This is a genomic window from Cupriavidus sp. 05N40, assembly GCF_056397305.1.
This window is the reverse complement of record NZ_JBFTND010000013.1, coordinates 37,952-61,066: the sequence shown is the minus strand read 5'-3', so window position 1 is coordinate 61,066 and position 23,115 is coordinate 37,952. Positions and strand designations below refer to the sequence as shown.

At 68.4% G+C, this 23,115-nt stretch carries 24 protein-coding genes; 9 read left to right on the top strand and 15 right to left on the bottom strand.

Annotated elements, in window-relative coordinates; all coding sequences use genetic code 11:
• Nucleotides 1-8: 8 nt before the first annotated feature.
• Nucleotides 9-455 carry a MarR family winged helix-turn-helix transcriptional regulator gene (locus AC1DO7_RS05145; RefSeq protein WP_441613197.1) on the bottom strand — a complete coding sequence of 149 codons (447 nt, stop codon included), beginning with the start codon at nucleotides 453-455 and terminating at the stop codon, nucleotides 9-11.
• Between the two features lie 18 nt (nucleotides 456-473).
• Entirely contained in the window at nucleotides 474-1,028 is a 555-nt protein-coding gene (locus tag AC1DO7_RS05140) for a flavin reductase family protein (RefSeq protein ID WP_441613196.1), read from the bottom strand.
• 167 nt (nucleotides 1,029-1,195) lie between these two features.
• Between AC1DO7_RS05140 and AC1DO7_RS05135 the strand changes: the two genes are divergently transcribed.
• The 5 genes from AC1DO7_RS05135 to msrA all read left to right on the top strand — a co-directional run bounded on the left by AC1DO7_RS05135 (nucleotide 1,196) and on the right by msrA (nucleotide 6,705).
• Entirely contained in the window at nucleotides 1,196-2,263 is a 1,068-nt protein-coding gene (locus AC1DO7_RS05135) for a 2,5-dihydroxypyridine 5,6-dioxygenase NicX family protein (RefSeq protein WP_441613195.1), read from the top strand.
• 53 nt (nucleotides 2,264-2,316) lie between these two features.
• Nucleotides 2,317-3,162, top strand: a complete 846-nt coding sequence (locus AC1DO7_RS05130; RefSeq protein WP_441613194.1) for an alpha/beta fold hydrolase — start codon at nucleotides 2,317-2,319, stop codon at nucleotides 3,160-3,162.
• A 72-nt stretch (nucleotides 3,163-3,234) separates the two neighbouring features.
• Entirely contained in the window at nucleotides 3,235-4,479 is a 1,245-nt protein-coding gene (locus AC1DO7_RS05125; protein WP_441643191.1) for an acyl-CoA dehydrogenase family protein, read from the top strand.
• Nucleotides 4,476-6,062, top strand: coding sequence for a class I adenylate-forming enzyme family protein (locus AC1DO7_RS05120; protein ID WP_441643190.1), 1,587 nt, complete (start codon nucleotides 4,476-4,478; stop codon nucleotides 6,060-6,062). Before AC1DO7_RS05125 ends, AC1DO7_RS05120 begins: the two co-directional genes overlap by 4 nt.
• 100 nt (nucleotides 6,063-6,162) lie before the next feature.
• The gene (gene msrA, locus AC1DO7_RS05115; RefSeq protein ID WP_441613191.1) at nucleotides 6,163-6,705 is read left to right on the top strand and encodes a peptide-methionine (S)-S-oxide reductase MsrA; all 543 of its coding nucleotides are present in this window, start codon (nucleotides 6,163-6,165) and stop codon (nucleotides 6,703-6,705) included.
• Between the two features lie 40 nt (nucleotides 6,706-6,745).
• Here the strand turns inward: msrA and AC1DO7_RS05110 are convergent, their stop codons facing one another.
• The 5 genes from AC1DO7_RS05110 to AC1DO7_RS05090 form a co-directional block, all read right to left on the bottom strand.
• Complete coding sequence (locus tag AC1DO7_RS05110) at nucleotides 6,746-7,825, bottom strand: DUF72 domain-containing protein (RefSeq protein WP_441613190.1); 1,080 nt, start codon at nucleotides 7,823-7,825, stop codon at nucleotides 6,746-6,748.
• An 8-nt stretch (nucleotides 7,826-7,833) separates the two neighbouring features.
• Nucleotides 7,834-9,066, bottom strand: a complete 1,233-nt coding sequence (locus AC1DO7_RS05105) for a class I SAM-dependent methyltransferase (RefSeq protein WP_441613189.1) — start codon at nucleotides 9,064-9,066, stop codon at nucleotides 7,834-7,836.
• Nucleotides 9,067-9,246: 180 nt separating this feature from the next.
• Nucleotides 9,247-9,885, bottom strand: coding sequence for a pyridoxamine 5'-phosphate oxidase (gene pdxH, locus AC1DO7_RS05100; RefSeq protein ID WP_441613188.1), 639 nt, complete (start codon nucleotides 9,883-9,885; stop codon nucleotides 9,247-9,249).
• A 135-nt stretch (nucleotides 9,886-10,020) separates the two neighbouring features.
• On the bottom strand, nucleotides 10,021-11,214 hold the full coding sequence (locus AC1DO7_RS05095; RefSeq protein WP_441613187.1) for an MFS transporter: 1,194 nt from the start codon (nucleotides 11,212-11,214) through the stop codon (nucleotides 10,021-10,023).
• A 255-nt stretch (nucleotides 11,215-11,469) separates the two neighbouring features.
• Nucleotides 11,470-13,755 carry an AsmA family protein gene (locus AC1DO7_RS05090; protein ID WP_477115863.1) on the bottom strand — a complete coding sequence of 762 codons (2,286 nt, stop codon included), beginning with the start codon at nucleotides 13,753-13,755 and terminating at the stop codon, nucleotides 11,470-11,472.
• 249 nt (nucleotides 13,756-14,004) lie between these two features.
• Here AC1DO7_RS05090 and tcdA point away from each other — a divergent pair, with 249 nt between their 5' ends.
• A complete protein-coding gene (tcdA, locus tag AC1DO7_RS05085; RefSeq protein WP_477115862.1) occupies nucleotides 14,005-14,898 on the top strand; it encodes a tRNA cyclic N6-threonylcarbamoyladenosine(37) synthase TcdA in 894 nt (297 codons plus the stop codon).
• An 18-nt stretch (nucleotides 14,899-14,916) separates the two neighbouring features.
• Here tcdA and AC1DO7_RS05080 read toward each other — a convergent pair whose 3' ends face one another.
• The gene (locus AC1DO7_RS05080; protein ID WP_441613184.1) at nucleotides 14,917-15,495 is read right to left on the bottom strand and encodes a P-loop nucleotide/nucleoside kinase family protein; all 579 of its coding nucleotides are present in this window, start codon (nucleotides 15,493-15,495) and stop codon (nucleotides 14,917-14,919) included.
• A 170-nt stretch (nucleotides 15,496-15,665) separates the two neighbouring features.
• Between AC1DO7_RS05080 and AC1DO7_RS05075 the strand changes: the two genes are divergently transcribed.
• Nucleotides 15,666-16,130 carry a bacteriohemerythrin gene (locus tag AC1DO7_RS05075; RefSeq protein ID WP_441613183.1) on the top strand — a complete coding sequence of 155 codons (465 nt, stop codon included), beginning with the start codon at nucleotides 15,666-15,668 and terminating at the stop codon, nucleotides 16,128-16,130.
• 15 nt (nucleotides 16,131-16,145) lie between these two features.
• Here AC1DO7_RS05075 and AC1DO7_RS05070 read toward each other — a convergent pair whose 3' ends face one another.
• A complete protein-coding gene (locus AC1DO7_RS05070; protein WP_441613182.1) occupies nucleotides 16,146-16,529 on the bottom strand; it encodes a cupin domain-containing protein in 384 nt (127 codons plus the stop codon).
• A gap of 38 nt (nucleotides 16,530-16,567) precedes the next feature.
• Nucleotides 16,568-17,413 carry a thioredoxin gene (trxA, locus tag AC1DO7_RS05065; RefSeq protein ID WP_441613181.1) on the bottom strand — a complete coding sequence of 282 codons (846 nt, stop codon included), beginning with the start codon at nucleotides 17,411-17,413 and terminating at the stop codon, nucleotides 16,568-16,570.
• Between the two features lie 207 nt (nucleotides 17,414-17,620).
• Between trxA and AC1DO7_RS05060 the strand changes: the two genes are divergently transcribed.
• A complete protein-coding gene (locus tag AC1DO7_RS05060; protein ID WP_477115861.1) occupies nucleotides 17,621-19,318 on the top strand; it encodes a long-chain fatty acid--CoA ligase in 1,698 nt (565 codons plus the stop codon).
• A gap of 42 nt (nucleotides 19,319-19,360) precedes the next feature.
• Here AC1DO7_RS05060 and AC1DO7_RS05055 read toward each other — a convergent pair whose 3' ends face one another.
• Both AC1DO7_RS05055 and AC1DO7_RS05050 read right to left on the bottom strand, forming a co-directional pair.
• Nucleotides 19,361-20,170: an ankyrin repeat domain-containing protein gene (locus tag AC1DO7_RS05055; RefSeq protein WP_477115860.1), complete on the bottom strand. Its 810-nt coding sequence runs from the start codon at nucleotides 20,168-20,170 to the stop codon at nucleotides 19,361-19,363.
• Nucleotides 20,171-20,186: 16 nt separating this feature from the next.
• The gene (locus tag AC1DO7_RS05050; protein WP_441613178.1) at nucleotides 20,187-20,891 is read right to left on the bottom strand and encodes a gamma-glutamylcyclotransferase; all 705 of its coding nucleotides are present in this window, start codon (nucleotides 20,889-20,891) and stop codon (nucleotides 20,187-20,189) included.
• Nucleotides 20,892-21,099: 208 nt separating this feature from the next.
• On the opposite strand from AC1DO7_RS05050, the gene AC1DO7_RS05045 reads away from it, so the two are divergent.
• Nucleotides 21,100-21,420, top strand: coding sequence for a hypothetical protein (locus AC1DO7_RS05045; RefSeq protein ID WP_441613177.1), 321 nt, complete (start codon nucleotides 21,100-21,102; stop codon nucleotides 21,418-21,420).
• A gap of 76 nt (nucleotides 21,421-21,496) precedes the next feature.
• Here the strand turns inward: AC1DO7_RS05045 and AC1DO7_RS05040 are convergent, their stop codons facing one another.
• The 3 genes from AC1DO7_RS05040 to AC1DO7_RS05030 form a co-directional block, all read right to left on the bottom strand.
• Complete coding sequence (locus AC1DO7_RS05040) at nucleotides 21,497-21,844, bottom strand: FKBP-type peptidyl-prolyl cis-trans isomerase (protein ID WP_020204589.1); 348 nt, start codon at nucleotides 21,842-21,844, stop codon at nucleotides 21,497-21,499.
• A 109-nt stretch (nucleotides 21,845-21,953) separates the two neighbouring features.
• Nucleotides 21,954-22,502 carry a YaeQ family protein gene (locus AC1DO7_RS05035; RefSeq protein WP_441613176.1) on the bottom strand — a complete coding sequence of 183 codons (549 nt, stop codon included), beginning with the start codon at nucleotides 22,500-22,502 and terminating at the stop codon, nucleotides 21,954-21,956.
• A gap of 174 nt (nucleotides 22,503-22,676) precedes the next feature.
• Complete coding sequence (locus AC1DO7_RS05030) at nucleotides 22,677-22,988, bottom strand: hypothetical protein (protein ID WP_477115859.1); 312 nt, start codon at nucleotides 22,986-22,988, stop codon at nucleotides 22,677-22,679.
• Nucleotides 22,989-23,115: the final 127 nt, after the last annotated feature.

Sequence of the window (23,115 nt, the reverse complement as noted above, 5' to 3'; positions counted from 1 at the left end):
AGGCCCCGCTAGCGCGGCGCGTGCAGCGCGATCAGCCGGCGCAGCGTGTCCTTGAGCTGGTCGGCCTGCGCGGCGCCGAAGTCGTCCAGCACCTGCTGCTCGTGCACGGCGGCCTGGTCGAGCAGGGCGCGGGCACGGGTGCGGCCGCCCGCGGTGATGGAGACCAGCGCATGGCGGCGGTCATGCGCGCCGTTGCGGCGCGTGACCAGGCCGCTGGCCTCCATGCGGTCGATCAGCTTGGTCAGGGTAGGCTGCTTGGTGAGGGTGATATCGGCCAGGGCGCCGATGGTGCAGGCGGGCCGGTCGGCCAGCGTGGCCAGCACGCGCCATTCGGGCACGGAGAAACCCGCGGCTTCCACCTGCCGGTGGAATTCGCCCGAAACGAGATAGCTTGCGCGCGCCAGCAGGTAAGGCAGGTAGCCGTCGACGAAGGCAGGCTTGGACGATTGCGTCATGGCCGTGCGCCCGGCGCCTCAGTCCGCCAGCGGGTAGGTGGTGGCGAAGCGTCCGTCGTGGAACACCAGCGGGCTGCCGCCGTCATCGTGCACGCCGCAGCGCTCCACCTCGCCCACGAAGATCACATGGTCGCCCTCGTCGTACCGGCTGCGGTTATGGCATTCGAACCACGCCAGCGCATTGCTCAGGATGGGCAGGCCGTTCTCGGACAGGCGGTAGTCCACGCCGGCGAAACGATCGCCCTTGAGCGTGGCGAAGCGCTGGCACAGGTCCAGCTGCGTGGATGACAGCACATTGATGATGTAGTGCGAGCCGTCGCGGAACATCGGCAGGCTGTTCGCGCGCGTGGCCATGCTCCACAGCACCAGGGGCGGGTCCAGCGATACCGAGTTGAAGGAGCTGGCGGTGATGCCCACGAACGGCACGCCCGGGGGCGAGCCAGGGCCCGCACGGGTGGTGATGACCGTCACGCCGGTGGCGAACTGCGACAGCGTGCGCCGGAAGTGCAGCGTATCGAAATCGGGAGAAGCAGCCTTGCCGATCATGCGCGGCGTGGCCTCAGGCATGCCCATAGCGCGGGCTCCACTTGAATCCATGAAATTTCATATATTATTTGCGCCAGCGACAAGAAGCACAAGTACAAGCTAATGCGTCCGGTGCCAGGCATCGGTGGGCTGGCGCACCAAGGCTGCCCGCGGGCCTGCCGGGACGCGGCGGATTCCGCACTGGAGGAGACAACATGCTCATCGAGCACATCGAACACCGCTGGCTGGCGGCGTTCCGTCATACCCTCGAACTCTGCGCCCTGTCGGCCGGACAAGTCGTGGGGATTGTAACGGAGTCCCAATCCCGTCCTGTCAATGTGGAGTTGGCCGAGCTGGCGGTGCAGGCGCTCGGCGCCACGCCGGTACGCATCCGGGTGCCGTCCGCGCCCCTCAGTGCGCCCGCCCCGGTGCGCTCCACCGGCGCCAGCGACGCGCTCCGGCAACTTGCTCCGGTAGTGGCCGCGCTGCAACGCTGCCACCTGGTGATCGACTGCACCGTGGAAGGCCTGCTGCACGCTCCCGAGTTGCCGCGCATCCTGCAGGGCGCCGACGGCATCGTGCCGCGGTTGCTGATGGTCAGCAACGAACATCCCGAAATCCTCGAGCGCTGCCAGCCCGATGCTGCGCTGGAGGGCAGCGTGCGCGCCGCCATGAAGCGCCTGCGCGGCGCGCGCGAGATGCGCGTGCGTTCGGCGGCCGGAACCGAGCTGCGCATCGGCCTCGGCGACGCCCGCGTGGGCGGCGTGTGGGGCTACTGCAACAAGCCGGGGCAGGTCGCGCACTGGCCGGGCGGCCTGTGCCTGGCATTTCCCGCCGGTGGCCAGGTCAACGGCACGCTGGTGCTGGCGCCCGGCGACGTCAACCTGACCTTCAAGACCTACCTGCGCGACATCATCGTCTGCCATGTCGAGGATGACTACATCGTCGCCATCGAAGGCCTGGGTGTCGACGCCGACATGATGCGCGGCTACTACGCGGCGTGGGCCGACCGCGAAGGCACGCGCGATGCCTATGCGGTTTCCCACGTGGGCTGGGGCATGAACCCGCAGGCGCGCTGGGATGCGATGACGTTCTACGACAAGCGCGACTGCAACGGTACCGAGCTGCGCGCCTTTGCCGGCAACTTCCTCTATTCGACCGGCGCCAACGAGGTCGCCGGCCGCCACACCCTTGGCCACTTCGACCTGCCGCTGCGCAATTGCACCGTCACGCTGGACGGGGCGAACGAGGTCGAGGAAGGCAGGCTGGCCGCGGCCAGCTGATGCGATGGCCGGGCAGACCATTTGAAGAGGGCAGGCGCATGACAGGAAACGCAATGGCAGAGACCACAAAGACCACAGCGACCACAAAGACCACCATCCACACCCATCCCAACGGCATCGCCACCATCGCGCAGGGCGATGGCCCGGTGGCGGTGGTGATGCTGCATGGCATCGGCGGCGGCAAGGCCGCGTGGCCGGCGCAGCTCGACGCGCTGGCGCAGGCGGGCTATCGCGCCGTGGCCTGGGACATGCCTGGCTACGGCGCGAGCGCAATGATCGAGCCCTACGATTTCGCCGGGCTGGCGCAAGCGCTGATGCCGGTGTTGCAGGCCGAGCGCGACGCCGGCCGGCGCGTCCTGCTGCTGGGTCACAGCATGGGCGGCATGGTGGCGCAGCAAGCATACGCCGCCGCACCCGCGCTGATCGACGGCATGGTGCTGTCCGGTACCTCGCCGGCGTTCGGCAAGGCTGATGGCCAGTGGCAGCGCGACTTCGTCGCCGCGCGCACGGCGCCGCTCGACGCGGGCAAGACCATGGCCGAAATGGCGAGCGGGCTGGTGCGCGCGATGGTGGCGCCGCAGGCGGATGCCGATGCGGTAGCCTTCGCCGCCAGCGTGATGGCTGCCGTCCCCCCCGCGACCTATCGCGCCGCGCTGCAGGCGCTGGTGCGTTTCGATTGCCGCGAGCTGCTGGCGCGCATCACGGTGCCGGTGCTGGCGCTGGCCGGCGAGCACGACGCCAATGCGGCACCGGCGGTGATGGAGCGCATGGCGCAGAAGATCGCCGGCGCCGAGTACCTGTGCCTGCCGGCGGTGGGTCACCTCGCATGCATGGAACGGCCCGCGGCATTCAATGCCGCCGTGCTCGCTTTCCTCGGCCGCCATTTTCCCGCGCGCTGAAGGCGGCGTTTCACCAGAAAACACAAGCAATAGCGAGGCATCGCCGCGCGACGATGCCCGGGAGACCAACCAATGCCATTGGACTTTATCCCTGCCGTCGGCGCCGCCGACTTCACCCAGGCGCAGGAGCGCCTGCTGGTGCTGGCCAACCGGCTCGGCCGCGAGCGCTTCGCCCCGCGCGCTGCACAGTGGGACCGCGAGGCCAGCTTTCCCTTCGCCAACTATGACGACCTGCGCGAAGCCGGCCTGCTCGGCCTGTGCGTGCCGCGCGAGTTCGGCGGCGAGGGCGCGGACTTCGCTACCTATTGCATGGTGGGCGCGGAGATCGGCCGCTTCTGCGGTGCCACGGCACTGACCTACAACATGCATATCTGCTCCACCATGTGGACGGGCATGCTGGCCGACGGCGTCGCCATGACGCCCGCGCAACGGGCCGAACACGACGGCCGCCGCGAGCTGCATTTCGCGCGCGTGGTCAGGGACGGCGCCATCTACGCGCAGCCGTTCTCGGAAGGCTCGGCCGCCGCCGCCGGGCGAGCCCCGTTCGGCACCAGCGCGCACAAGGTCGATGGCGGCTGGGTGCTCAACGGCCGCAAGATCTTTGCTTCGCTGTCGGGCGCCGCCGACTACTACGGCATCCTTTGCACCGAGGAATGCGCCGACCATTCGCCCGACATGCGCGACACGCTCTATATCGCCGTGCCGGGCAATGCCGAAGGCCTCGCCGTCACCGGCGAGTGGGACCCGATGGGCATGCGCGGCACGGTCTCGCGCACGCTGCTGCTCAAGGATGTGTTCGTCGCCGACCACGAGCAGCTGATGCCGCGCGGCGTCTACTTCAAGGCCGCGCAGACCTGGCCCGCGATGTTCTTCACGCTCTCGCCGACCTACCTCGGCGTGGCCCAGGCAGCCTATGACTTCACCGTGCAGTATCTGCGCGGCGAGGTGCCGGGCCAGCCGCCGGTGAAGCGGCGCATGTATCCCACCAAGCAGATCGCGGTGGCGCAGATGCGCATCCAGCTGGAAAACATGCGCTCGATCTTCTGGCGCGTGATCCACGAAGCGTGCGCCAATCCTTCCAAGGATGCGCGCATGCGCCTGTACGCCGCGCACTACAGCGTGATGGAGGGCGCCAACGACATCGCGCGCCTGGCGATCCGCACCTGCGGCGGGCAGTCCATGCTCAAGGACCTGCCACTCGAGCGGCTTTACCGCGATTCGCGCTGCGGCGCGCTGATGCTGCCGTGGACCGCCGAGCTGATCCTCGACCGCATGGGCCGGGAAACGCTCTACGAATCGGGCGAGCGCGACGAATGAGCGCGCGTGCCGACCGGCTCCTTGTCGTTCCCGCCGGCACGCCGGAGCCAGGCGCCTTGCTGCGCGCGCTGCATGCGCACGCACGCGCGGCGCCGCAGCGGCCCGCGCTCCACAGCCTCGGCCACACCATCAGCTACGGCCGGCTGTGGCGGCGCGTGGAGCGTCTCAGTGCCCACCTTGCCGGCACCTGGGGCGTGCAGCCGGGCGAGCGGGTTGCCACGCTCTGCCTGAACCACGACCTGCAGCTCGCCATGCTGTTCGCCTGCGCACGGCTCGGCGCGATCTTCGTGCCGCTGAACTTCCGTCTTGCGGTTCCCGAGCTGGAAGCCATCGCAGTGCATGCGGGCATCCGCGTGCTGTTCCACGACGCGCCACACGCGCAGGCGGCCGGGGCAGTGGCCGCCGCGGCCGCCTGCGCAACGCAGGCTCGCGTCGGGCACGCGCCCATCGACAGCCTGGTGGATCGTCCTGCCACGGGACACGCGGCGCTGCCTGCGCCGCCCGGGCAACCAGACCAGGCGCCGCTGCTGCTGGTCTATACCTCGGGTTCCACCGGTCAGCCCAAGGGCGCACTGCACACGCAGGCGGCCTTGCTGGCCAATGCGCGCGCGAGCTGGTGGGCGCACGGCATGACGCCGGACGACCACGTCCTGTCGGTGCTGCCGCTGTTCCATGTGGGCGGCCTGTGCATCCAGACGCTGCCGGCCCTGCTGGCCGGCGCGCAGGTCACGCTGCACCAGCGCTTCGCGCCGCAGGCATGGCTGGCCGAACTGGCGCGCTCCAAGGTCACGCTGTCGCTGATGGTGCCGGCCACGCTGCGCGCGGTGCTCGAGCACCCGGACTGGGCGCGCGCGGACCTTGCTTCGCTGCGCGGCGTGATGGCGGGATCGTCGCCGATTCCGCGCGCGTATATCGATGCCTTCCATGCGCGCGGCGTGCCGCTCGGGCAGGTCTACGGCGCCACCGAGAGCGGCCCGGTGTCGGTCGTGCTGCGGCTGGACCAGGCCATGGCACACCCCGGCTACGCGGGCTGGCCGCAGCCCGAAGTGCGGGTGCGCGTGGCCGGCGCCGGCGGCGCCGAGGTGGCGCCAGGCGAGGTCGGCGAGTTGTGGCTGTCCGGCACCAACCTGATGCAGGGCTACTGGCGCCAGCCGGACCATCCGGATTTCCGCGACGGCTGGTTCCATTCGGGCGACCTCGCGCATTGCAATGCCGACGGCTGCATCGAGGTGGTCGGCCGCAGCAAGGACATGATCATTTCGGGCGGCGAGAACATCTATCCGGCCGAGATCGAGAACGTCCTGCTGGGCCTGCCGGGCGTGGCGGATTGCGCGGTGGTCGGCCTGCCCGATACGCACTGGGGCGAGGTGCCGGTCGCGGTGGTGGTGCCGGCCACTGGCGCGGACCGTGCCGCGCTGGCGCAGGAGCCGCTGCGCGAAGCGCTGGCCGCGCAGATCGCGCGTTTCAAGTTGCCGCGCCGCGTGGTGCTGCTCGATGCCCTGCCCAGGAGCGCGCTGGGCAAAGTGCTCAAGCCGCAATTGCGCGCCATGTTGCAGGCGGACGGACCTGCCGCCGCCGGCTGACAGCCACGCCGCCCGGGCGCGGCCGTGGCAGCAACTCTTCGGCGGCATGACGCGCGCCGAGCGAGTATGCTAGTTATTGTCACGAGCCGGAGGGAGCAACATGGATAACGAGCGCGAGATTGCCACGCTGGGCGGCGGTTGTTTCTGGTGCCTGGAGGCGGTGTACCAGCAGGTCAGGGGGGTGCGGGCGGTGGAGTCAGGCTATACCGGCGGCCACGTGAACCATCCGACGTACGAGCAGGTATGCGACGGTGAGACCGGACACGCCGAAGTGGTGCAGGTGAGCTTCGACCCGTCCGTGATCAAGTATCGCGAGATCCTGGAGATCTTCTTCGCCATCCATGACCCGACCACGCTGAACCGGCAGGGCAACGACGTCGGCACGCAATACCGCTCGGTCATCTTCACGCACTCCGAGCCCCAGCGCGCGATGGCCGAGTACGTCATGCGCGAAGTTATCGCGCAGAAGCTCTACGACGCCCCGCTGGTCACCCAGATCGAGCCCACCCAGCCGTACTGGCGTGCCGAGGAAAGCCACCAGAACTACTACCAGAACCACCCCAACCAGGGTTATTGCTCGTTCGTGATCTCGCCCAAGCTGGCCAAGTTCCGGCAGAAGTTCGCGCACTTGCTGATCCGGTGAGGCGCGCCGTCGCCGGTGCGCTTGCGTGCCGGCGAGCCGCTCAGTTCGCGGCAAGCCGCTCGGCGATCGCCTCCGCCAGCCGCACGCAGGTCAGCGGCGCGGAACCTTCGGCCTTGTTGCTGACGATCACATAGGCGGGCTGTCCGGCGCGCAGCGTGCGGGCAACCTGCTCGGCGATCACGGCGCGCGTGTGCGGATCTTCGTCGACCAGCCGGTCGAACGGCGCGTAGCGCGATTCGGCCTGCTCGTAGGCAAAGCCCGCATGCAGCATCCAGCGCAGCACCAGTGGTCCCGGCGCGGCTTCATCCATCAATGCCTGCGCGGGCAGCTGGCGTTCTGCCGGCGGCATGCGCTCGCGCGCCGACAGGCAGAAACGCACGCCACGCGCACGCAGCAGCTTGATGAAACGGGGCGTGAGCAGGGACGCATCGCGCAGTTCCACCGCATAGCACGCATGCGGCGTGGCGGCGGCGTCGAGCGCGGGCAGGGCACCCAGGAAAGCATCGAGCCGAGACAGGAAGCCGGCGCTGTCCACGGCCATCGCGCCCAGCGGCGACAGCTGGAACAGCAGCGGGCCGCACTTGGCTCCGAGCCCCGCGGTAGCCGGCCCGACGAAATCGCGCGCCGCGATCCCCGCATCGAGGAAGCTCGCATTGGCCAGCCGCCCCGCGCCCTCCGACGTGCGCAGCCACGGATCGCATACGCTCGCGGGCGCCTTGGTCAGGAAGCGGAAATGCGCCGGCACCTGGGCCGCATAGGCAAGATAGTCCGCAAGCGGGATCGGTGCGTAGAAGCCGCGGTCGATGCCGGCAGCCCGTAGCAGTGGATGCAGGGAGTAAGCGGCCAGGCCCTTGCGCGAGAGCAGGTTGTCGCTGTATTCACCGTGGTAGACCAGTCCGTTCCAGCCGCCATAGGACCACGACGATGTACCGAGGTGCAGTCCGGCCGGAAGGCGCTCGGCCAGTGCGAGCAGGGCGGGATCGGGAGGGGGCGCCTGCACGCTTTTTCCGCGCACAGGGCGCGCGGCGCAGGCCGTGGCGTCGGTGCCAGGCAATGTGTCGCCACTGCGCGCGGTGGCCGCGGGTATTTCCGGCAGGCCGCCGAACAGGTCTTCAGTCAAGCAGGTTTTCAGTCCAGCGATTTGTCGTAGATATAGCGGCGCGACCAGGGCAGGCCCGTCGCCGACAGGCCGGCCTTGTGGCACACCACCTGGTAGATCGACATCTGGTCGGTGTCGAAGGCATGCGCGCAGCCCGCCAGGTAGACGCGCCAGATGCGGTATTTCTTCTCGCCCACCATGGCGCGGATGGTATCACCCTGCGCCTCGAAGTTGTCCGCCCAGTGATGCAGCGTGCGGTGATAGTGGCCGCGCATCAGTTCGACGTCGGTCGCCTCCAGGCCGCCGCGCTGCAGGGTGTTGAGCACCATGCCGATGTGCGGCAGCTCGCCCTGCGGGAACACATAGCGATCCATGAACTCGGAGCCGTCCATCGGCGTGGCGCCGCTATCCGGATCGGGCGAGGTGATGCCATGGTTCATGGCATAGCCGTCGTCGGCCAGCAGGTCGCACATGCGGCTGAAGTAGCCGGACAGATTGTTCTTGCCCACGTGCTCGAACATGCCGACGCTGGTGATGCGGTCGAAGGTCCCGGCGGTATCGCGGTAGTCCTGCAGGCGGATCTCGATGCGCTCGGACAGTCCGGCCTGCCTGACGCGCTCGGTAGCGAGGTCGAACTGGTTTTGCGACAGCGTGATGCCCACGCAGCGCGCGCCGAACTTCTGCGCCGCGCGCAGCACCAGCGCGCCCCAGCCGCAGCCGATGTCGAGCAGGGTCTGCCCGGGCTGCAGGCGGATCTTGGTCAGGATGTGGTCGATCTTCTTGCGCTGCGCGGTGGCGAGATCCTCGTTGCCGTGCTCGAAATAGGCGCAGGAATAGACCATCGCCGGGTCGAGCCAGAGCCGGTAGAACTCGTTGGAAACGTCGTAGTGGTACTGGATCGATGCCTTGTCGGCCGCCTTGGTGTGAGCGAAGTGCTGCGCCACCCGGGCCAGTGCGCCGCCTGCCTGTGCGCTGGCGGCGGCGGAAAAGCGGTAGGCCACGGCGATGATGTCGCTGAGCTTGCCGTCCAGGTCGATCTTCTCCTGTACGTAGGCTTCACCGAGGTTGTCCAGGCTGGGCGTCAGCAGCAGTGACAGGGCGCCGGCCTCGCGTATCGTCAGCGTCACAGCCGGGTGCTCGAAACGGCCGAGTGGATATTCGCTGCCGTTCCATAGCCGCAATCTGACAGGGAGATTGGCACGGTCGCGCAAATCGGCGATCCAGTGATCCAGTTGCTTGTCCAGTGCTTGCTTGAAAAACATGCGGCCTCCCTATTCGGCGGTTGCGGCACACTCCTCGAACCTCAGCATCGGGCAGGCTTGTGGCCCGCGCCTTATGGCCGCTCCCTGATGGAAGCAGCCATAAACCACTTTACGACAATTCCCAAATTTGTGCAGTGCGCGGCCCCGGTCGGGCGAGCGTTCCCAGGGCCCCCGCGTCCTTCATGGCGACAGCCGCGCGATCTGCCACGCACCGTCCGCCTGCAGGCGGTAGGCGATGCGGTCATGCAGGCGCGACGGGCGGCCCTGCCAGAACTCGATCCGTGTCGGCGCGAGACGGTAGCCGCCCCAGTGGGCCGGGCGTGGCGGGTTGTCGCCGAACTTGGCGCGGAAATCCGCTTCGCGCTGCTCCAGCACGGCGCGGTCCGCGACCTCGCGGCTTTGTTCCGAGGCCCAGGCGCCGAGGCGCGAGCCGAGCGGGCGCGAGGCGTAGTAGGCATCGCTCTCGGACTCGTCCACCTTCTCCACGACGCCTTCCACGCGCACCTGGCGCTCCAGTTGCACCCAGTGGAACAACAGCGCCGCGCGCGGGTTGGCAGCCATGTCCAGGCCCTTGCGGCTTTCATAGTTGGTGAAGAACGTGAAGCCCCTGGCATCCATGCCCTTGAGCAGGACGATGCGCGCGGAAGGCTGGCCGCCGGCATCGACCGTTGCCAGCGTCATCGCATTGGGTTCGGGCAGCTTGGCGTGGGTGGCTTCATCGAACCAGCGCTGGAACTGGCTGATCGGGTCGGGCGCCACGTCGGACTCGGAAAGGGAGCCCAGCACATAGGTGCGGCGGAGGTCGGCAAGTTGGGTCATGTCAGGTCAGGTATCAAGTCTGCGGGCCGCGCACCGGGCAAGCCTGCCCGGCACCGGCGGCGCGCCTGATTTGAGTATAGCGAAAGCGCTGCAAGCCGCATTTGCGCCTGCGCAATCCCTTCGCCCGGCCAGCGCTCAGGCCTCGGACGGCGGCAGCTTGCGCGCATGCGCGCGCGAATAGTAGCCAGCCACGCCCATGGCGCCCGCCATCGACAGGAAGATCGGCAGCATGCCAAGCGCCGTGCCGACCACGCCGAATGTCAGCGGCCACACCACCTGGCTCGTGTTGAGCACCGCCGAACGCAGGCCCAGCGCTTCGCCGGCACGCCCGGAAGGCGACGCCGCATGCAGGATGTTCATCACGTTGGGTTGCGCGCTGCCCAGCGCGAGCCCGAGCAGGAACGCCAGGCAGCACATCAGCCAGAACTGGGACACGAAGGGATAGAGCAGGTAGGCCACCGCGCCGACCAGCAGCGCGCCGCGGATCACCTTCCATTCGGACAGCCGGCGCGACACCAGCGGCATCGCCACCCGGATCGCGAAGGTGGCGATGGCGAAGGCGCCCAGCACCCAGCCGATCGACGACGGCGAAAGCCCGACGCGCGTGCCCTGGATCGGGATCAGGAATGCGTGCAGGTCCCAGGCGGCGGACAGCACTGCGCTGGCGATGAAGACCGCACGCAGCTCGGGGTGCGCCAGCAGCCCCAGCGTGGAGTTGCGGCTGCCGTCGGCGATGGCGCCGCGTGCGGCACGCCCGCCGCGTTCGGGCAGCCGGCGGCGTACCAGGCACAGCCCGGCCAGTCCGGCGCCGGCCACCACGACTAGCGCGCAGAAGGCCGGACGGAAGCCGGCGTGCTCGATCAGGTAGCCCATCACCACCGGCCCCACCGTGCCCGAGAACGACAGCCCGAGCGCGTGCAGCGTGTAGTTGCGCAGTCGCGTGCCGTCGCTGGAGATCTGCCCGATCAGCAACTGCATGGCGACCTGGACCAGCATGAAGCCGACCCCGATCAGCGCGCACGAAAGATACAGCGCCGCGATGCCCGGCCACAATGCCGGCAGCAGCGTGCCCGCCAGGACCATCATCGAACCGGCGGCCATGGGCTTGCGCGGCCCGGTCTCATCGATGCGCTTGCCGGCATGGATGGCCAGCAACATCGGCAACAGCGCATAGAGCGACATCAGGATGCCGAGCGTGACGGTGGAAGCCTTGAGGGAGAGGGCGAACAGCGAGACCACCACGCGGCTGGCATTGAAGGCCACGTGGTTACACACCGTGAGCGCGATCAGGCAACTGATCGGCGGAACGGTGGTCTGTAGCGGCGGCATGCGCGGGCGGGGGCGGGTAGGAAACCGGAGGAAAAACAAGTGCGGCCGAAACCGCACCCAGGGAAGGAGGCCACGATCGCTCGCGGACATCCGTATTGCGCCATCTATTGGAAACTTCGTTGTAAATGGCCGTTTAATTATGCGAGCGGCGTGGCCGATGTACAACGACTGTCTGCGCGGAGAGCGCGAAAGTGTTGCGAAAGTGCCTCGTCTGGCGGGGATGTGTCGCGGGTGGGCAACAGCCGCGGGGTTGGCTCAGCCGCCCTGGTGCAGCGAGGCATCGGGAGCCGGGCGCGCAGGCGCGGCGGGGCGCACTTGCGCGGGCCTGGCACTCGCCGCGGCCGCGGCGGCGGCCGGCGTCCTGGCTTCGGCCCCGCTGTCCGGCGACGGCGCGGGTCCGGCAGCCTGGCCGGTGGCGCCGGTGGCCGGATCGCGGTAGGTCTTGCCGGGAGGCGGGGCGATCGGACGCTTGCGGATCTCGGCCAGCAGCTTGCCGCACTGCGAGTTCTCGCTGGTGGAAAGGTCGATCAGGGGCAGCACGGCGGCGCCGATAGGCGCCACCAGCGCGAGCGCCACCACGCCCCCGGCGCGCAGGGCCAGCACGCCCACGTCCGGGCTGACCGATGGTTTTTTCAGCGTGCCGCCCACATAGAGCGGCGAGCGCAGCGAGAAGATGCGCAGGCCCTTCGAGTCGGGCCGGACGGTCAGCGCCAGCCGCTCGCTGGCCAGGTCGACGGCGCCGCTGGTATCGATCACGGCATCCTGCGTATCGAGCACGAAGGTACGCGCGCGCGCCACGCCGTTGGTGAAACTGAAATCGCTGACGCCGCAATTGATCTGCACCGGCTTGTCGCCGAACAGCTTCGAGATCACCACGCTGCCCACGTTCAGCCCCATCGCCTCCAGGACGAACTTGCTCACCGTGCCGTTCTCCACCAGCAGCTTGGCTTCGCCGTTGGCGCTGCCCAGCAGCGTGGCCACCGAGTTGCCGGTCGCGCTCAGCCTGGCGCTGCCGTTGAGCTCGCCGATGCTGGCGCGCATCGATTCGAGCTTGGGGAACAACTCCTTGAGCTTGAGGTGGCGCGCCTTCATGTTGATGATGGCGGCCAGGGGTTCGCGCTTGCCGTTGAGTTGCAGCGAGGACACCAGGTTGCCCCCCGCCACGCCAAAGTCGAGCGGGTCCAGGGTCAGCACGCCGTCGTCGAGCTTGWGATGGGTGACGAGGTCGGTGATCGGCAGGTCGCTGGTGCGGATGATGCGCTTGCCGGTGAACTTCACGTCGGCGTCGATGCTGTCCCAGCGTTCGGTGCGGAATGGCGCCACCGGCAGGGCTTTGTCGGCGGGCTGCTTCACGCCGCTGCCGGAAGCAGCTTGCCCGGGCTTGGCGTCGGCGCCGATCAGCGGTGCGAGGTCTTCGAAGCGCAACTGGCCGGATTCGAGCTCGCCCGACAGCAGGGGGCGTGGCTGGCGCTGCGTGTAGGTAAGCGTGCCGTTCAGGTCGCTGCCGCCGACGCGTCCGCTGAACTTGTCGTAGCGGTACACCGAGCTGCCTTTTTTCAGCGTGGCGACGAGCCGGCCGCGTGTTTCGTATGGCGGCGTGCTGGGCAGCACGATGCCGGTCAGGGCATAGAGCTTGGCCATGTTGTCGCCCGACAGCTGCAGGTGGACGTCGAGCGCGCCAAGGTGGGCGGGGTTGGTCAGCGTGCCCTCCACCACCGCGCGCGTATTGCCGACACGCGCGTCGGCCTGTACCGGGAAGGGCATGTTGGTGTCGCGCAGGCTGAGCACCGTGCCGGCCTTGCCGGTGGCGTTGATGGTGGCGTCGTTGTAGCGCCCGGTGGCCTTCCAGCGCACGCCATAGCGCTGGCTGCCGGTGCCGGGCTGGCCGGGGGCGGGGACCGTTGCGCTGGCGCTCCCCGGCGTGCCCGAGGCCGCGGGATTGATCAGCGCGCCGTCGCGGGCCCTGTCGTAGAGCGGGCTGTCGCCTATGGTGTCCAGGCGGGCCTGCATCTCGATTTTCATGGCCTTGTCGGACAGGGTCAGGTCGCCCCGCGCCAGCGCCATTTCGCCGATATCGAGCTTCCATTCCGAAGGCTTCTTGCTCGACGCCATGTCGAACGTCCAGTTGTTGCGCTGGTCCGCCAGGCGCTCCAGCCACACGGCGGGGCTGTCGACGACGATGGTGGGAACCGAGATCTGGTGCCTGAGCAGCGGCAGCGGACGCACCACGAAGATCAGCTCGCGCACGGTGGCGAAGTTGGGCTCGCGCGCCCAGCCGGGGTTGCCGACGGTGATGTCGGTGGCGGACAGGCGGGGCCAGGGCACCCAGGTGTGCCAGCCGGTCTCGCCTTCCGCCCGGCGCCAGGTCAGGGTCAGGTCGCCGTTGACGGCAAAGGGCCGGCCGATCGCCTCGGACACGCGCTGGTTGAGCCACGGCTTGAGGCGGTTCCAGTCGAAGGTCAGAATGACCACGAACAGCACGGCGATCAACACCAGCGGTGTCAGTACACTCCAGATAACTGCCTTGCGGCGCAGGGACATGGGGTCGGTATCCTGGTCGGGCGGACCGCGCGCAGCGCATGTATTGCGTCTTGGGGGGCGAGGCGGCGGTCGAACCACTGCTGTAGGTATTGTATAGTTGCGCGCCCCGTTCTCCTGTCGGCGCTTGGCTGACAGTGTGATGTGACGGGCATTTTGCTTCTCGCGTGGCTTTCGCGTGGTTGCCGCGTGCCTTGCCGTGCTTCCACGGCAGCCTCTTTTCTCTCTTACCAGCAAGTCTCGAGCCAAGATATGAGCAATCTCGTCCCGGAAACAGCCCCGGAAACGTCCACCTCCCCGGCACTGGCGCAACTGCCGCCGGCGCTGACGCACGAGAGCCCGGCCGACGACGACTACCACCGCCGCTTCGGCGGCGTGGCGCGCCTGTACGGCGCCGACGGCCTGGCGCGCCTGGAGGCGGCGAGCGTTTGCGTGGTCGGCATCGGCGGCGTGGGCAGCTGGGCGGCAGAGGCGCTGGCGCGCAATGCCGTGGGCCGCGTCACGCTGATCGACCTCGACCATATCGCGCTGTCCAATACCAACCGCCAGATCCACGCGCTGGGCGACGACTACGGCCGCGCCAAGGTCCAGGCCATGGCCGAGCGCATGGTGCAGATCAACCCGCGCTGCCGCGTGACCGAGGTGGACGATTTCGTCACCGTCGACAACGTGGCGGAGCTGCTTGGCGGGCACGACTACATCATCGACGCGATCGACTCGGTCAAGGTCAAGATCGCCATGCTGGGCTGGGCGCGGCGCGAAGGCCGGCGCATCATCACCYGCGGCGGCGCCGGCGGCCAGCTCGATCCGACCCGCATCCGCGTCGTCGACTTCTCGCGCACCGTCCAGGACCCGCTGCTGGCCAAGGTGCGCTCCAGCCTGCGCAAGGACTGGGGCTGGCCGCGCAACCCCAAGCGGAAGTTCGGCATCGACGCAGTGTACTCGGACGAACCGCTGCGCTATCCCGAACCCGAGCAGCAGGCCTGCGAGATCGATGAGGCTCCGGCCGCGGCCGTGCCGGCAGCACCGCCCGCCGGCCCGCAGGGGCTGGCCTGCGCCGGCTTCGGTTCCTCGGTGGCGGTGACCGCCGTGTTCGGCATGGTGGCGGCCGCCAGCGTGCTGGGGGCGCTGACGGCGCCGGAGTGAAGCGCCGGGGCGCGGGAGCTAGGCCGCCAGCTCGGCCAGCAACGCGGCCAGGTCGGCTTCGTCCGGGGCGGAGTTGTCGAAGTAGCTCAGTTCGGGATGCGCCTGCGGTGCCGGCATGAAGCGCCGGGCGCGGTAGTCGTCCCAGTGCGTCAGCTTGTAGGCATCGTTGGGGTTGCCGCGCCGGATGATGCGGGCATGGGCTTCGTCTTCCGGCAGGTGCACCCACAGGGTGCGTACCTCGGTGCCGGGCGGCACGCGCAGCCACGCCGGGTCGTGCAGCAGATGGTCGCGTACCTCGCGCGAAAGCGGGCCCACCACGATCACGCTGATGCCCAGCGCAAGATTCTCGCGCGCGGTGTCGAGCAGGCCGTGGTACTCGGCATCGCGCAGGTGCTTGAGGTAGGTGGGGCTGTCGCGGTCGTTCGGGTCGCCGGTCAGCGCGCCCATCGCCGCGGCGCTGTAGCCGCCGTACAGGGTGTCCTTGTCGAGCAGGCAGAACGGTTCGCCGGTGGCCTGCATGAGCGGGCCGATCAGGCGGTGGGCCAGGGTGGTCTTGCCGGTGCCGGCGTGGCCGCAGAAGAAGAGCAGTCGGGGCATATGGGGGCAGGCCTGGGCCTGGCGCGATGGAAAGCCAGGCTCCAGCATAACCCGCGCRCCGTCTTGTCCTGGATCAGGCCGGCGAACCGCGGATTCGGTATCCTCTGGCCTTATGCCGGCACCCGGCGCCATGCATGCCGGCGAGCCTGCCCACTTTCTTCTCCCCAGACATGACCGATTCCCCTACGGATGCCATTGCGGATGCCCTCGCGCCGAGCCGCGCCACCCTCGCGCCCGAGTTGTTGCTCGGCGAGCCGGTGACCGACGCCACCCATGAAGAGTTCGTGCAATTGCTGGACGCCGCCGCGCGTGCCGAAGACACCGGCTTCCTGGCCGCGCTGGACGAGTGGATCGACCACTCGCGTCATCATTTCGGCCAGGAAGAAGCGTGGATGGAAGCCATGGCCTTCGGCCCGCAGCACTGTCATCGCGGCGAGCACCAGCAAGTGCTGGCGGTGGCCGACGCGGTGCGGGCCAAGGTCGCGGAAGGCGACGTGGCGCTGGGCCGGCGGCTGGTGTCGGAGCTGCCCGGCTGGTTCGACCAGCATGTGAAGTCGATGGACGCGATGATGGTCAGCCACATGCGCGAAAACGGCTTCAGCCTGATCGAGGCACCTGCCGGGCAGGCTGCCTGAATACGCTGGCGGGCTTCAGCCTGCGCCGGCGGCCGCGCGGTCGAGCACGACGAAGTGCTTGCGCACGGCTTCAATCACCTCGAACAGCCCGGTAAAGCCCGCCGGGATCACGCACGCATCGCCGGGCCCGAATTCGCGGGCGTTGCCGGCATCGTCGCTGATGCGGATGCGTCCGCTGATGATCTGGAAGAACTCTTCCTTGCCTGCCGGGAAGGCAATGCGCCACGCACCCGGCTCGCACGCCCACACCCCGCAGTCGAAGTCGCCCCGGCCGGCGCTGTAGTGCGTCCACGTGGTGCGCTCGGGATTGCCCGACACCAGCCGGTCCGGGCGCGGACGGTCGTGGCTGGGAGTCGGGTCGGTGCGGAAATCGGCCAGGCGGGGCAGGGAAGCGGTCACGGCAGCAGCGGGCAAGAAGGTATGACAGGCCCGCCAGTTTAATTCAGCGCGGAAGCCAGCTGCCGGCGCCAGCGCGAAACCGCCTCGGGCTGGTCGCTCATCAGGTCGAATACCGAGATCATGGTGACGCGCCCGACATCTTCCTCGAAGCTGCGGTCGGCCCGCACGATCGCCAGCAATTGCTCCAGCGCGGCCTCGTATTGCCGGTGCGCGATGAGCGCGCGGGCGAGGTCCAGGCGCGAACGCAGGTCGCCGGGCGCCGCGGCGATGCGCGCCGTCAGCGTGGCGGTGTCGGGCAGTTCGGACACGCCGCGCATGGCCTCGAGGCGAGTACGCAGCGCGGCGAAGCCTTCCGCCTGGGGTGCGCTGGGCGACAGCATGCCGAACTCGGACTCGGCCTGGTCCAGCGCGTCCATGTCGAGCAGGAAGCCGATGTATTCGAGCCGGGCCGCGTCGAAGCCGGGATCGAAAGCCAGCGCGGCCTGGAAAGCCTCCCGGGCGGCTTCATGATCACCGGCGCCGATGGCATCGCGCGCCGCGCGCAAGGCGGTCTGGCCAGGATTGGGCATCACGCGGGCCAGGAACTCGCGCAGGCCGGACTCCGGCAGCACGCCGGTGAACTGGTCTACCGCCTGGCCGTCCGCGAACGCAACCACGTGCGGGATGCTGCGCACGCCGAAGTGCCCCGCCAGGTCCTGGTTCTCGTCGACATTCACCTTGGCCAGCCGCCACTTGCCGCCGGCCTCGGCTTCCAGCTTTTCCAGCATCGGGCCCAGCGTCTTGCACGGACCGCACCAGGGCGCCCAGAAATCCACCAGCACCGGGATGTGATGCGACGTCTCGATCACGTCGGCCTCGAAATTCTGCAGGGTTACGTCGCTCATGGCTTGCTCTCGGTAGAAGGTGGGCCCGGCGCGTGCCGGGGGGCAGACCTAAGCTAGATTGGGGCGGACGGCGCCGTTTGCAACCACGCCCGGCCGGGCGACGGGTAGACAAGGGTAAGCGATGGATTGAAAATAGAACGGTCGTTCGGTTATATTGCTTGATTCGCATTTCAAGATCAGGTCCAGCAGACCGCATAGGAGACATTTATGCCAACCCACCAGTCCGCGCGCCCGCATTTCAAGTTCTGGCCCAAGCGGGTACCCACCGAGATCGTGCTGCCGGAAACCTCGCTCTGGTACAACCTGGTGGTGTCCGCGCACCGCTATGCCGACAAGGCGGCCATCCGCTATTTCGGCAACGCCATCAGCTTCAGCCAGCTCGAGGCGCAGGCCAGCGCCATGGCCGGCTGGCTGCAGCAGAAGGCGGGCGTGAAGAAGGGCGACCGGGTGCTGCTCTATATGCAGAACTGCCCCCAGTTCATCGTCGGCTACTACGCCATCCTGCGCGCCGACGCCGTGGTGGTGCCGGTCAACCCGATGAACCGCACCGAGGAATTCAAGCACTACATCAGCGACGCCCAGGCCCGCGTGGCGATCTGCAGCGCCGACCTGGCGGCCGGTGCCGAACAGGCCAACGCCGAGCTGCCGGCCGGGCAGCGCCTGCAGCATATGCTGGTCACGCAATACAGCGACGCGCTGCCTGCCAGCTACGAACACCCGGAAGATGCGCCCGCCGCCTGGCTCACCGCCCAGCATCCGCTGCCGGCCGGCGCCACGCCGTGGGCCGAGGCGCTCGCCCTGAAACTGGTGCCGTCCGAACATACCGCCGGTCCCGACGACGTGGCAGTGATGCCCTACACCTCGGGCACCACCGGTTTCCCCAAGGGCTGCATCCACACCCACCGCTCGGTCATGCACAACGTGATCGGCGGCGGCATCTGGAGCGGCAGCGGCGCGGAATCGACGATCCTGTCGGTACTGCCGATGTTCCACGTCACCGGCATGCAATACGGCATGAACGGCCCGATCTACAGCGGCGCCACGGTGGTGATGCYGCCGCGCTGGGACCGCGAAGTCGCCGGCCGCCTGATCTCGCGCTACCAGGTCACCCACTGGACCAATATCCCGACCATGGTGATCGACTTCCTCGGCAGCCCGAACCTGGCCCAGTTCGACCTGTCGAGCCTGCGCTACATCGGCGGCGGTGGCGCGGCCATGCCGCAGGCAGTGGCGGAGCGCCTGCAGCAGCAGTTCGGCCTGAACTATGTCGAGGGCTATGGCCTGTCGGAAACGATGGCGCCGACCCACAGCAACCCGGTCGACCGCCCCAAGCTGCAATGCCTGGGCGTGCCCACCCTGAATACCGACGCGCGCGTGATCGACCCGGTCACRCTGGCCGAGCTGCCGCCCAATGAAGTCGGCGAGATCATCGTGTGCGGCCCGCAGGTGTTCAAGGGCTACTGGGGCAAGCCGGACGCCACGCGTGACGCCTTCATCGAGTTCGACGGCAAGACCTTCTTCCGCACCGGCGACCTGGGCCGCATGGACGAGGAGGGCTATTACTTCCTGACCGACCGCCTCAAGCGCATGATCAACGCGTCCGGCTTCAAGGTGTGGCCGGCCGAGGTGGAGAACCTGCTCTACAAGCATCCGGCCGTGCAGGAGGCCTGCATCATCGGCTCGCGCGACCCGTACCGCGGCGAAACCGTGAAGGCGGTGGTCGTGCTCAAGGCCGATGCCAAGGGCAAGACCACGCCCGAGGACATCATCGAGTGGGCCAAGGAAAACATGGCGGCCTACAAGTATCCGCGCGTGGTGGAGTTCGTCGATGCGCTGCCCAAATCGGGCACCGGCAAGGTGATGTGGCGCCAGCTGCAGGAAAGCGAGAACGCGCGCAGCGCCTAACCGGCTGCTGCCTGACAGCGCCCGGCGCGCCGTGCGCCGGGCTTAGTGCCCGCGCGCGCGCATCAGCATCTTCACCATGGTCTTGTAGCTGCGTTCGCGCGCGTGCCGCGTCGGGCTGGTACCGTCGCGGTCCGCCAGGTTGGCGTCCGCGCCGGCATCGAGCAGCAACTGCACCGTATCCTCGTAGCGCGCGCTGCCGTCGCCCATGACGATGGTCTCCAGCAGGGCGGTCCAGCCCTGCCGGTTGACGTGGTCGACCGCCACGCCCGCCTTCAGCAGCACCTTCACCACCTCGGTATTGCCATGCGCGCAGGCGACGATCAGCGCCGTGCTGTTGCTGATGTCCGTGCTGTTGAGGTCTGCTCCGTGCGTAATCGCCAGTTGCACCACTTCGAGCTGCCCCGTGGACGCGGCCAGCAGGAAGGGGCTGTTTGAGTCGATGTCCTTGCGGTTGACGTCGGCGCCGGCCGCCACCAGCGTCTTGGCCACCTCGGTGTGGCGGCTGTACACGGCTACCAGCAAGGCGCCGCGGCCGCGTTCGTCGGTGGCCTGGGCGGAAGCGCCGGCCGCCAGCAGGCGCTTGACCAGCTCGAGATCGCCTTGCGTGGCGGCAGCGATCAGGTTGCGGTCGAGGGCGCCAACGTTTTCGTGGGCACTGGTAGCGCCGGTGGCGGCGGTGGCGCCCTGCCCGTGCGGGCGCGGCGAGGTCTGGGCCGGGCTGCTTCCGCCCKGGCGGGCCGCCAGGCTCGAACCGCCCGGGCTGGCCAGCAGCGCCCCGCCCATCAGCAGCCCGGTCAGCCCCAGCACTTCGGCGAGTACCATTCGGCGGGAGCGGGCGGCAGGGCGTGGCATCAGGCTGCTTTCCGGGTCAGGCGGCTTCGCTGGTGGCGCGCTCGCAGGCGGCGTCGGTGTCCTGGAGCTGGCGCCACAGGCGGCCCAGGTAAGGATCGTCGACCCCGTTCGTGGCGAGGCCGAGCAAGGTCTGCTGCAGGTATTCGCGCGCCGGGCCATAGAGGCCGCAGGCGTGGCGCAGGCACGCCACCACCCGCTCGTCGGGCAGGCGCCCGGCATAGGCTTCGTGGGTACGGTTCATGACGAAGGCCAGCGCCGGCTGCGGCTTGCTGCCGGCCAGCTTCACCTTGAGCCAGCGCGGATGGTAGGCGCCGGTGAGCATCTCGCGGCGCCACAGCAGGCGGAATTCCTGCTCGATCATGTCGTGGGGGATGCGGAACACCATGCCGTGGCAGCAACCACCGCGGTCCAGGGCCAGCACCAGGCCGGGATCGTCCCAGGTGCCGCGGTTGATGCGCGAATACAGGTAGAAGCCGCGGTGGTAGCCATGCACGGTGGCCAGCTGACGCGCCGTGTGCACCACCATGGGGTTCCAGATCAGGGAGCCGTAGCCGAACACCCAGACATCGCCGGCCAGCCCTGGTGTGTCCGGCCGCTGGTCCAGCGTGGCGCGCAGGGAGCCTTCGAACGCTTCTTCCGGGAGTAGGGAGGAAGCCACCGGCGTGCTGCAAAGAGAAGCACGAAGCCGATCCGTTTCGAGATCTTGTCGGGTGATGGCCATGCTTGCAAGCATAATCCAAAGCTGCGTTTCAGGCGGCACCGAAACCACATGGCAAGCAGAAATCTCTGAAACGACTGTCCCTGTGTGTGCGGCAGACAACGGTTGCCGGTATGGCAGGCGCAGCGAAAATCGCGCCGAGTTGACCGTACGAGGTGGCGGCGGCGGCAGACATGTCCTTACAATACCGCATCAACCAGGAGATCAGGCTATGGCGCGCACGCTCACGGTGGCCTTCGGCACCGGCAAGGAATTCGGTTTCACCATTGGCGACGCCGAACTGGCGGCCGTCAGCGAAGAGGCCGGCTGGCGCTGGTTCGACCGCGAATACGCCGAACTCGATTGCCAGGCTTCGAGTCCGGTGGGCAAGGTGCTGGTGATCGACAAGATCCTGAACGTGGCCAAGTTCTCGGGCGAGCAGCGCTTTGCCGGCGATGCCGCGTGGGCCCAGGACTATGCGCGCCACGCCGCGCGGCTGCTGGACCGCGACAAGGTGCGGGTCGACGTCGGCAACGCCGCGATCAGTTTCTGACGCCGGGGGCGCCAGAAGGCAAAAGGGACGCCCGCGGGCGTCCCTTCTTGCATGGCCGGGTCCGCGACCCGGAGGCTCAGACYGCCAGCAGTTCCACTTCGAACAGCAGCGTGGCGTTCGGCGGRATCACGCCGCCCGCGCCGCGCGCGCCGTAGCCCAGCTCGGCCGGGATCACCAGGCGGCGAGTCCCGCCCACCTTCATGCCCTGGACGCCCTCGTCCCAGCCGCGAATGACGTGGCCTGCACCCAGCGGGAACACGAACGGGTCGTTGCGGTCCTTGCTCGAATCAAACTTGCGGCCAGCCTGGCCGTTGTCGTAAAGCCAGCCGGTGTAGTGCACCGTGACATGCTTGCCCGCGGTGGCTTCGGCGCCTTCGCCGGTGACGGTGTCTTCGTATTGCAGGCCGGAGGGAGTGGTGTTCATGATTGGCTTCCTTATGCTGTATCAGGGAGGGTCACGGTACCGGAACGGCCAGCGCATGGCTGGCCGTTCCGGGCAAACGGGTACTGCGCAACCGCGGCGGCGCCGGGGGTCAGCCCGCGGCGCGCTGCAGGATGTCGAGCGTGATGCGCACGTTGTGGTCGTCGTCGCTGACCCAGATCTCGCTGTCCTGGATCGTCACCGACAAGCGCATGGCGCGCTGGGCCAGCGCGGCCAGGGCATCGACCGCATCGGCCGGCACATTGTAGATGGTCACGTTGCGCAGCTTGCCGACCTTGCCGGACATGCCCTTCCACCATTCGCGCGCGCTCGCACCATTGTAGGTGAACACGGTCACGCGCCCGGCGCGCGCGGAGGCGCGCTTGAGGCGGGATTCGTCGGGCTGGCCCAGCTCGATCCAGTGCGCGATCTCGTCGGTCAGGGTCTTTTCCCACAGGTCCGGCTCGTCGGGCTCGTCCAGGCCGCGGGTGAAGGTGAGCGATTCGCTGGCCTCGCAGGCAAAGGCCAGCAGCCGCACCATCATGCGCGCGTCGTTCTCCGACGGGTGCTTGGCGATGGTCAGGGCGTGGCTGCCGTAGTAGGGCCGGTCCATGTCGGACACGGAAAGCTCGGCCTTGTAGATGGTGGATTTGAGAGCCATTGGGAAACGCTGTGAACCGCTGTGAAGCGCCGCCGCACATGGCGTCGGCGAGATGCGAAAGGCCGCATGATACGTGAATCCGGCGGCGCGCTCGCGGCTGCGCCACGCAGGGCGGCGGGCGGCATCGCCCGGGCGCCCCGGCGTCAGCCCGCGGATGCGGGCGCGGCGATACGCTCAGCGCGCCTTGCGGTACTCGCTCAGGTAGAACCGCAGCAGCGCCGAGCCCAGCACCAGGCACAGGAAGGCCGCCGCGACCACCATGGCGTGGCCGGCCGCACTGTCGACCTGCCCGAACATGGCCAGCCCGGCCAGCCAGCTCGCCACCGGCAAGCTCAGCGCCGGCACCATCAGGGCCCGGCGGCCGTACGTTTGCAGCGCCCACGCCGGGAAGCGGCGCAGGAAGCCCAAGGGAATGCTGCAGATCAGSCAGGCGCCCGCCGCGGCCAGCGAAGCCGCCACTACATCCCCGATGTGAATCATCGTCATCCTGTTGTCGTCCCGTGTCAGGCGGCGGCCGGGAAGCCAAAGGAAACGGGGCCGGCCAAAATATGCAAACCGCTGATTCTACAGAAGAAAATCGCCGGTCAGGCGCCTGCTGGGCAACATGTGGCGG

Bases quoted from the DNA above. Each gene is read 5' to 3' on its own strand.
- AC1DO7_RS05145 (WP_441613197.1), bottom strand. From the start codon at position 455: ATGACGCAATCGTCCAAGCCTGCCTTCGTCGACGGCTACCTGCCTTAC.
- AC1DO7_RS05140 (WP_441613196.1), bottom strand. From the start codon at position 1,028: ATGGGCATGCCTGAGGCCACGCCGCGCATGATCGGCAAGGCTGCTTCT.
- AC1DO7_RS05135 (WP_441613195.1), top strand. From the start codon at position 1,196: ATGCTCATCGAGCACATCGAACACCGCTGGCTGGCGGCGTTCCGTCAT.
- AC1DO7_RS05130 (WP_441613194.1), top strand. From the start codon at position 2,317: ATGGCAGAGACCACAAAGACCACAGCGACCACAAAGACCACCATCCAC.
- AC1DO7_RS05125 (WP_441643191.1), top strand. From the start codon at position 3,235: ATGCCATTGGACTTTATCCCTGCCGTCGGCGCCGCCGACTTCACCCAG.
- AC1DO7_RS05120 (WP_441643190.1), top strand. From the start codon at position 4,476: ATGAGCGCGCGTGCCGACCGGCTCCTTGTCGTTCCCGCCGGCACGCCG.
- msrA (WP_441613191.1), top strand. From the start codon at position 6,163: ATGGATAACGAGCGCGAGATTGCCACGCTGGGCGGCGGTTGTTTCTGG.
- AC1DO7_RS05105 (WP_441613189.1), bottom strand. From the start codon at position 9,066: ATGTTTTTCAAGCAAGCACTGGACAAGCAACTGGATCACTGGATCGCC.
- pdxH (WP_441613188.1), bottom strand. From the start codon at position 9,885: ATGACCCAACTTGCCGACCTCCGCCGCACCTATGTGCTGGGCTCCCTT.
- AC1DO7_RS05095 (WP_441613187.1), bottom strand. From the start codon at position 11,214: ATGCCGCCGCTACAGACCACCGTTCCGCCGATCAGTTGCCTGATCGCG.
- AC1DO7_RS05080 (WP_441613184.1), bottom strand. From the start codon at position 15,495: ATGCCCCGACTGCTCTTCTTCTGCGGCCACGCCGGCACCGGCAAGACC.
- AC1DO7_RS05075 (WP_441613183.1), top strand. From the start codon at position 15,666: ATGACCGATTCCCCTACGGATGCCATTGCGGATGCCCTCGCGCCGAGC.
- trxA (WP_441613181.1), bottom strand. From the start codon at position 17,413: ATGAGCGACGTAACCCTGCAGAATTTCGAGGCCGACGTGATCGAGACG.
- AC1DO7_RS05050 (WP_441613178.1), bottom strand. From the start codon at position 20,891: ATGGCCATCACCCGACAAGATCTCGAAACGGATCGGCTTCGTGCTTCT.
- AC1DO7_RS05045 (WP_441613177.1), top strand. From the start codon at position 21,100: ATGGCGCGCACGCTCACGGTGGCCTTCGGCACCGGCAAGGAATTCGGT.
- AC1DO7_RS05035 (WP_441613176.1), bottom strand. From the start codon at position 22,502: ATGGCTCTCAAATCCACCATCTACAAGGCCGAGCTTTCCGTGTCCGAC.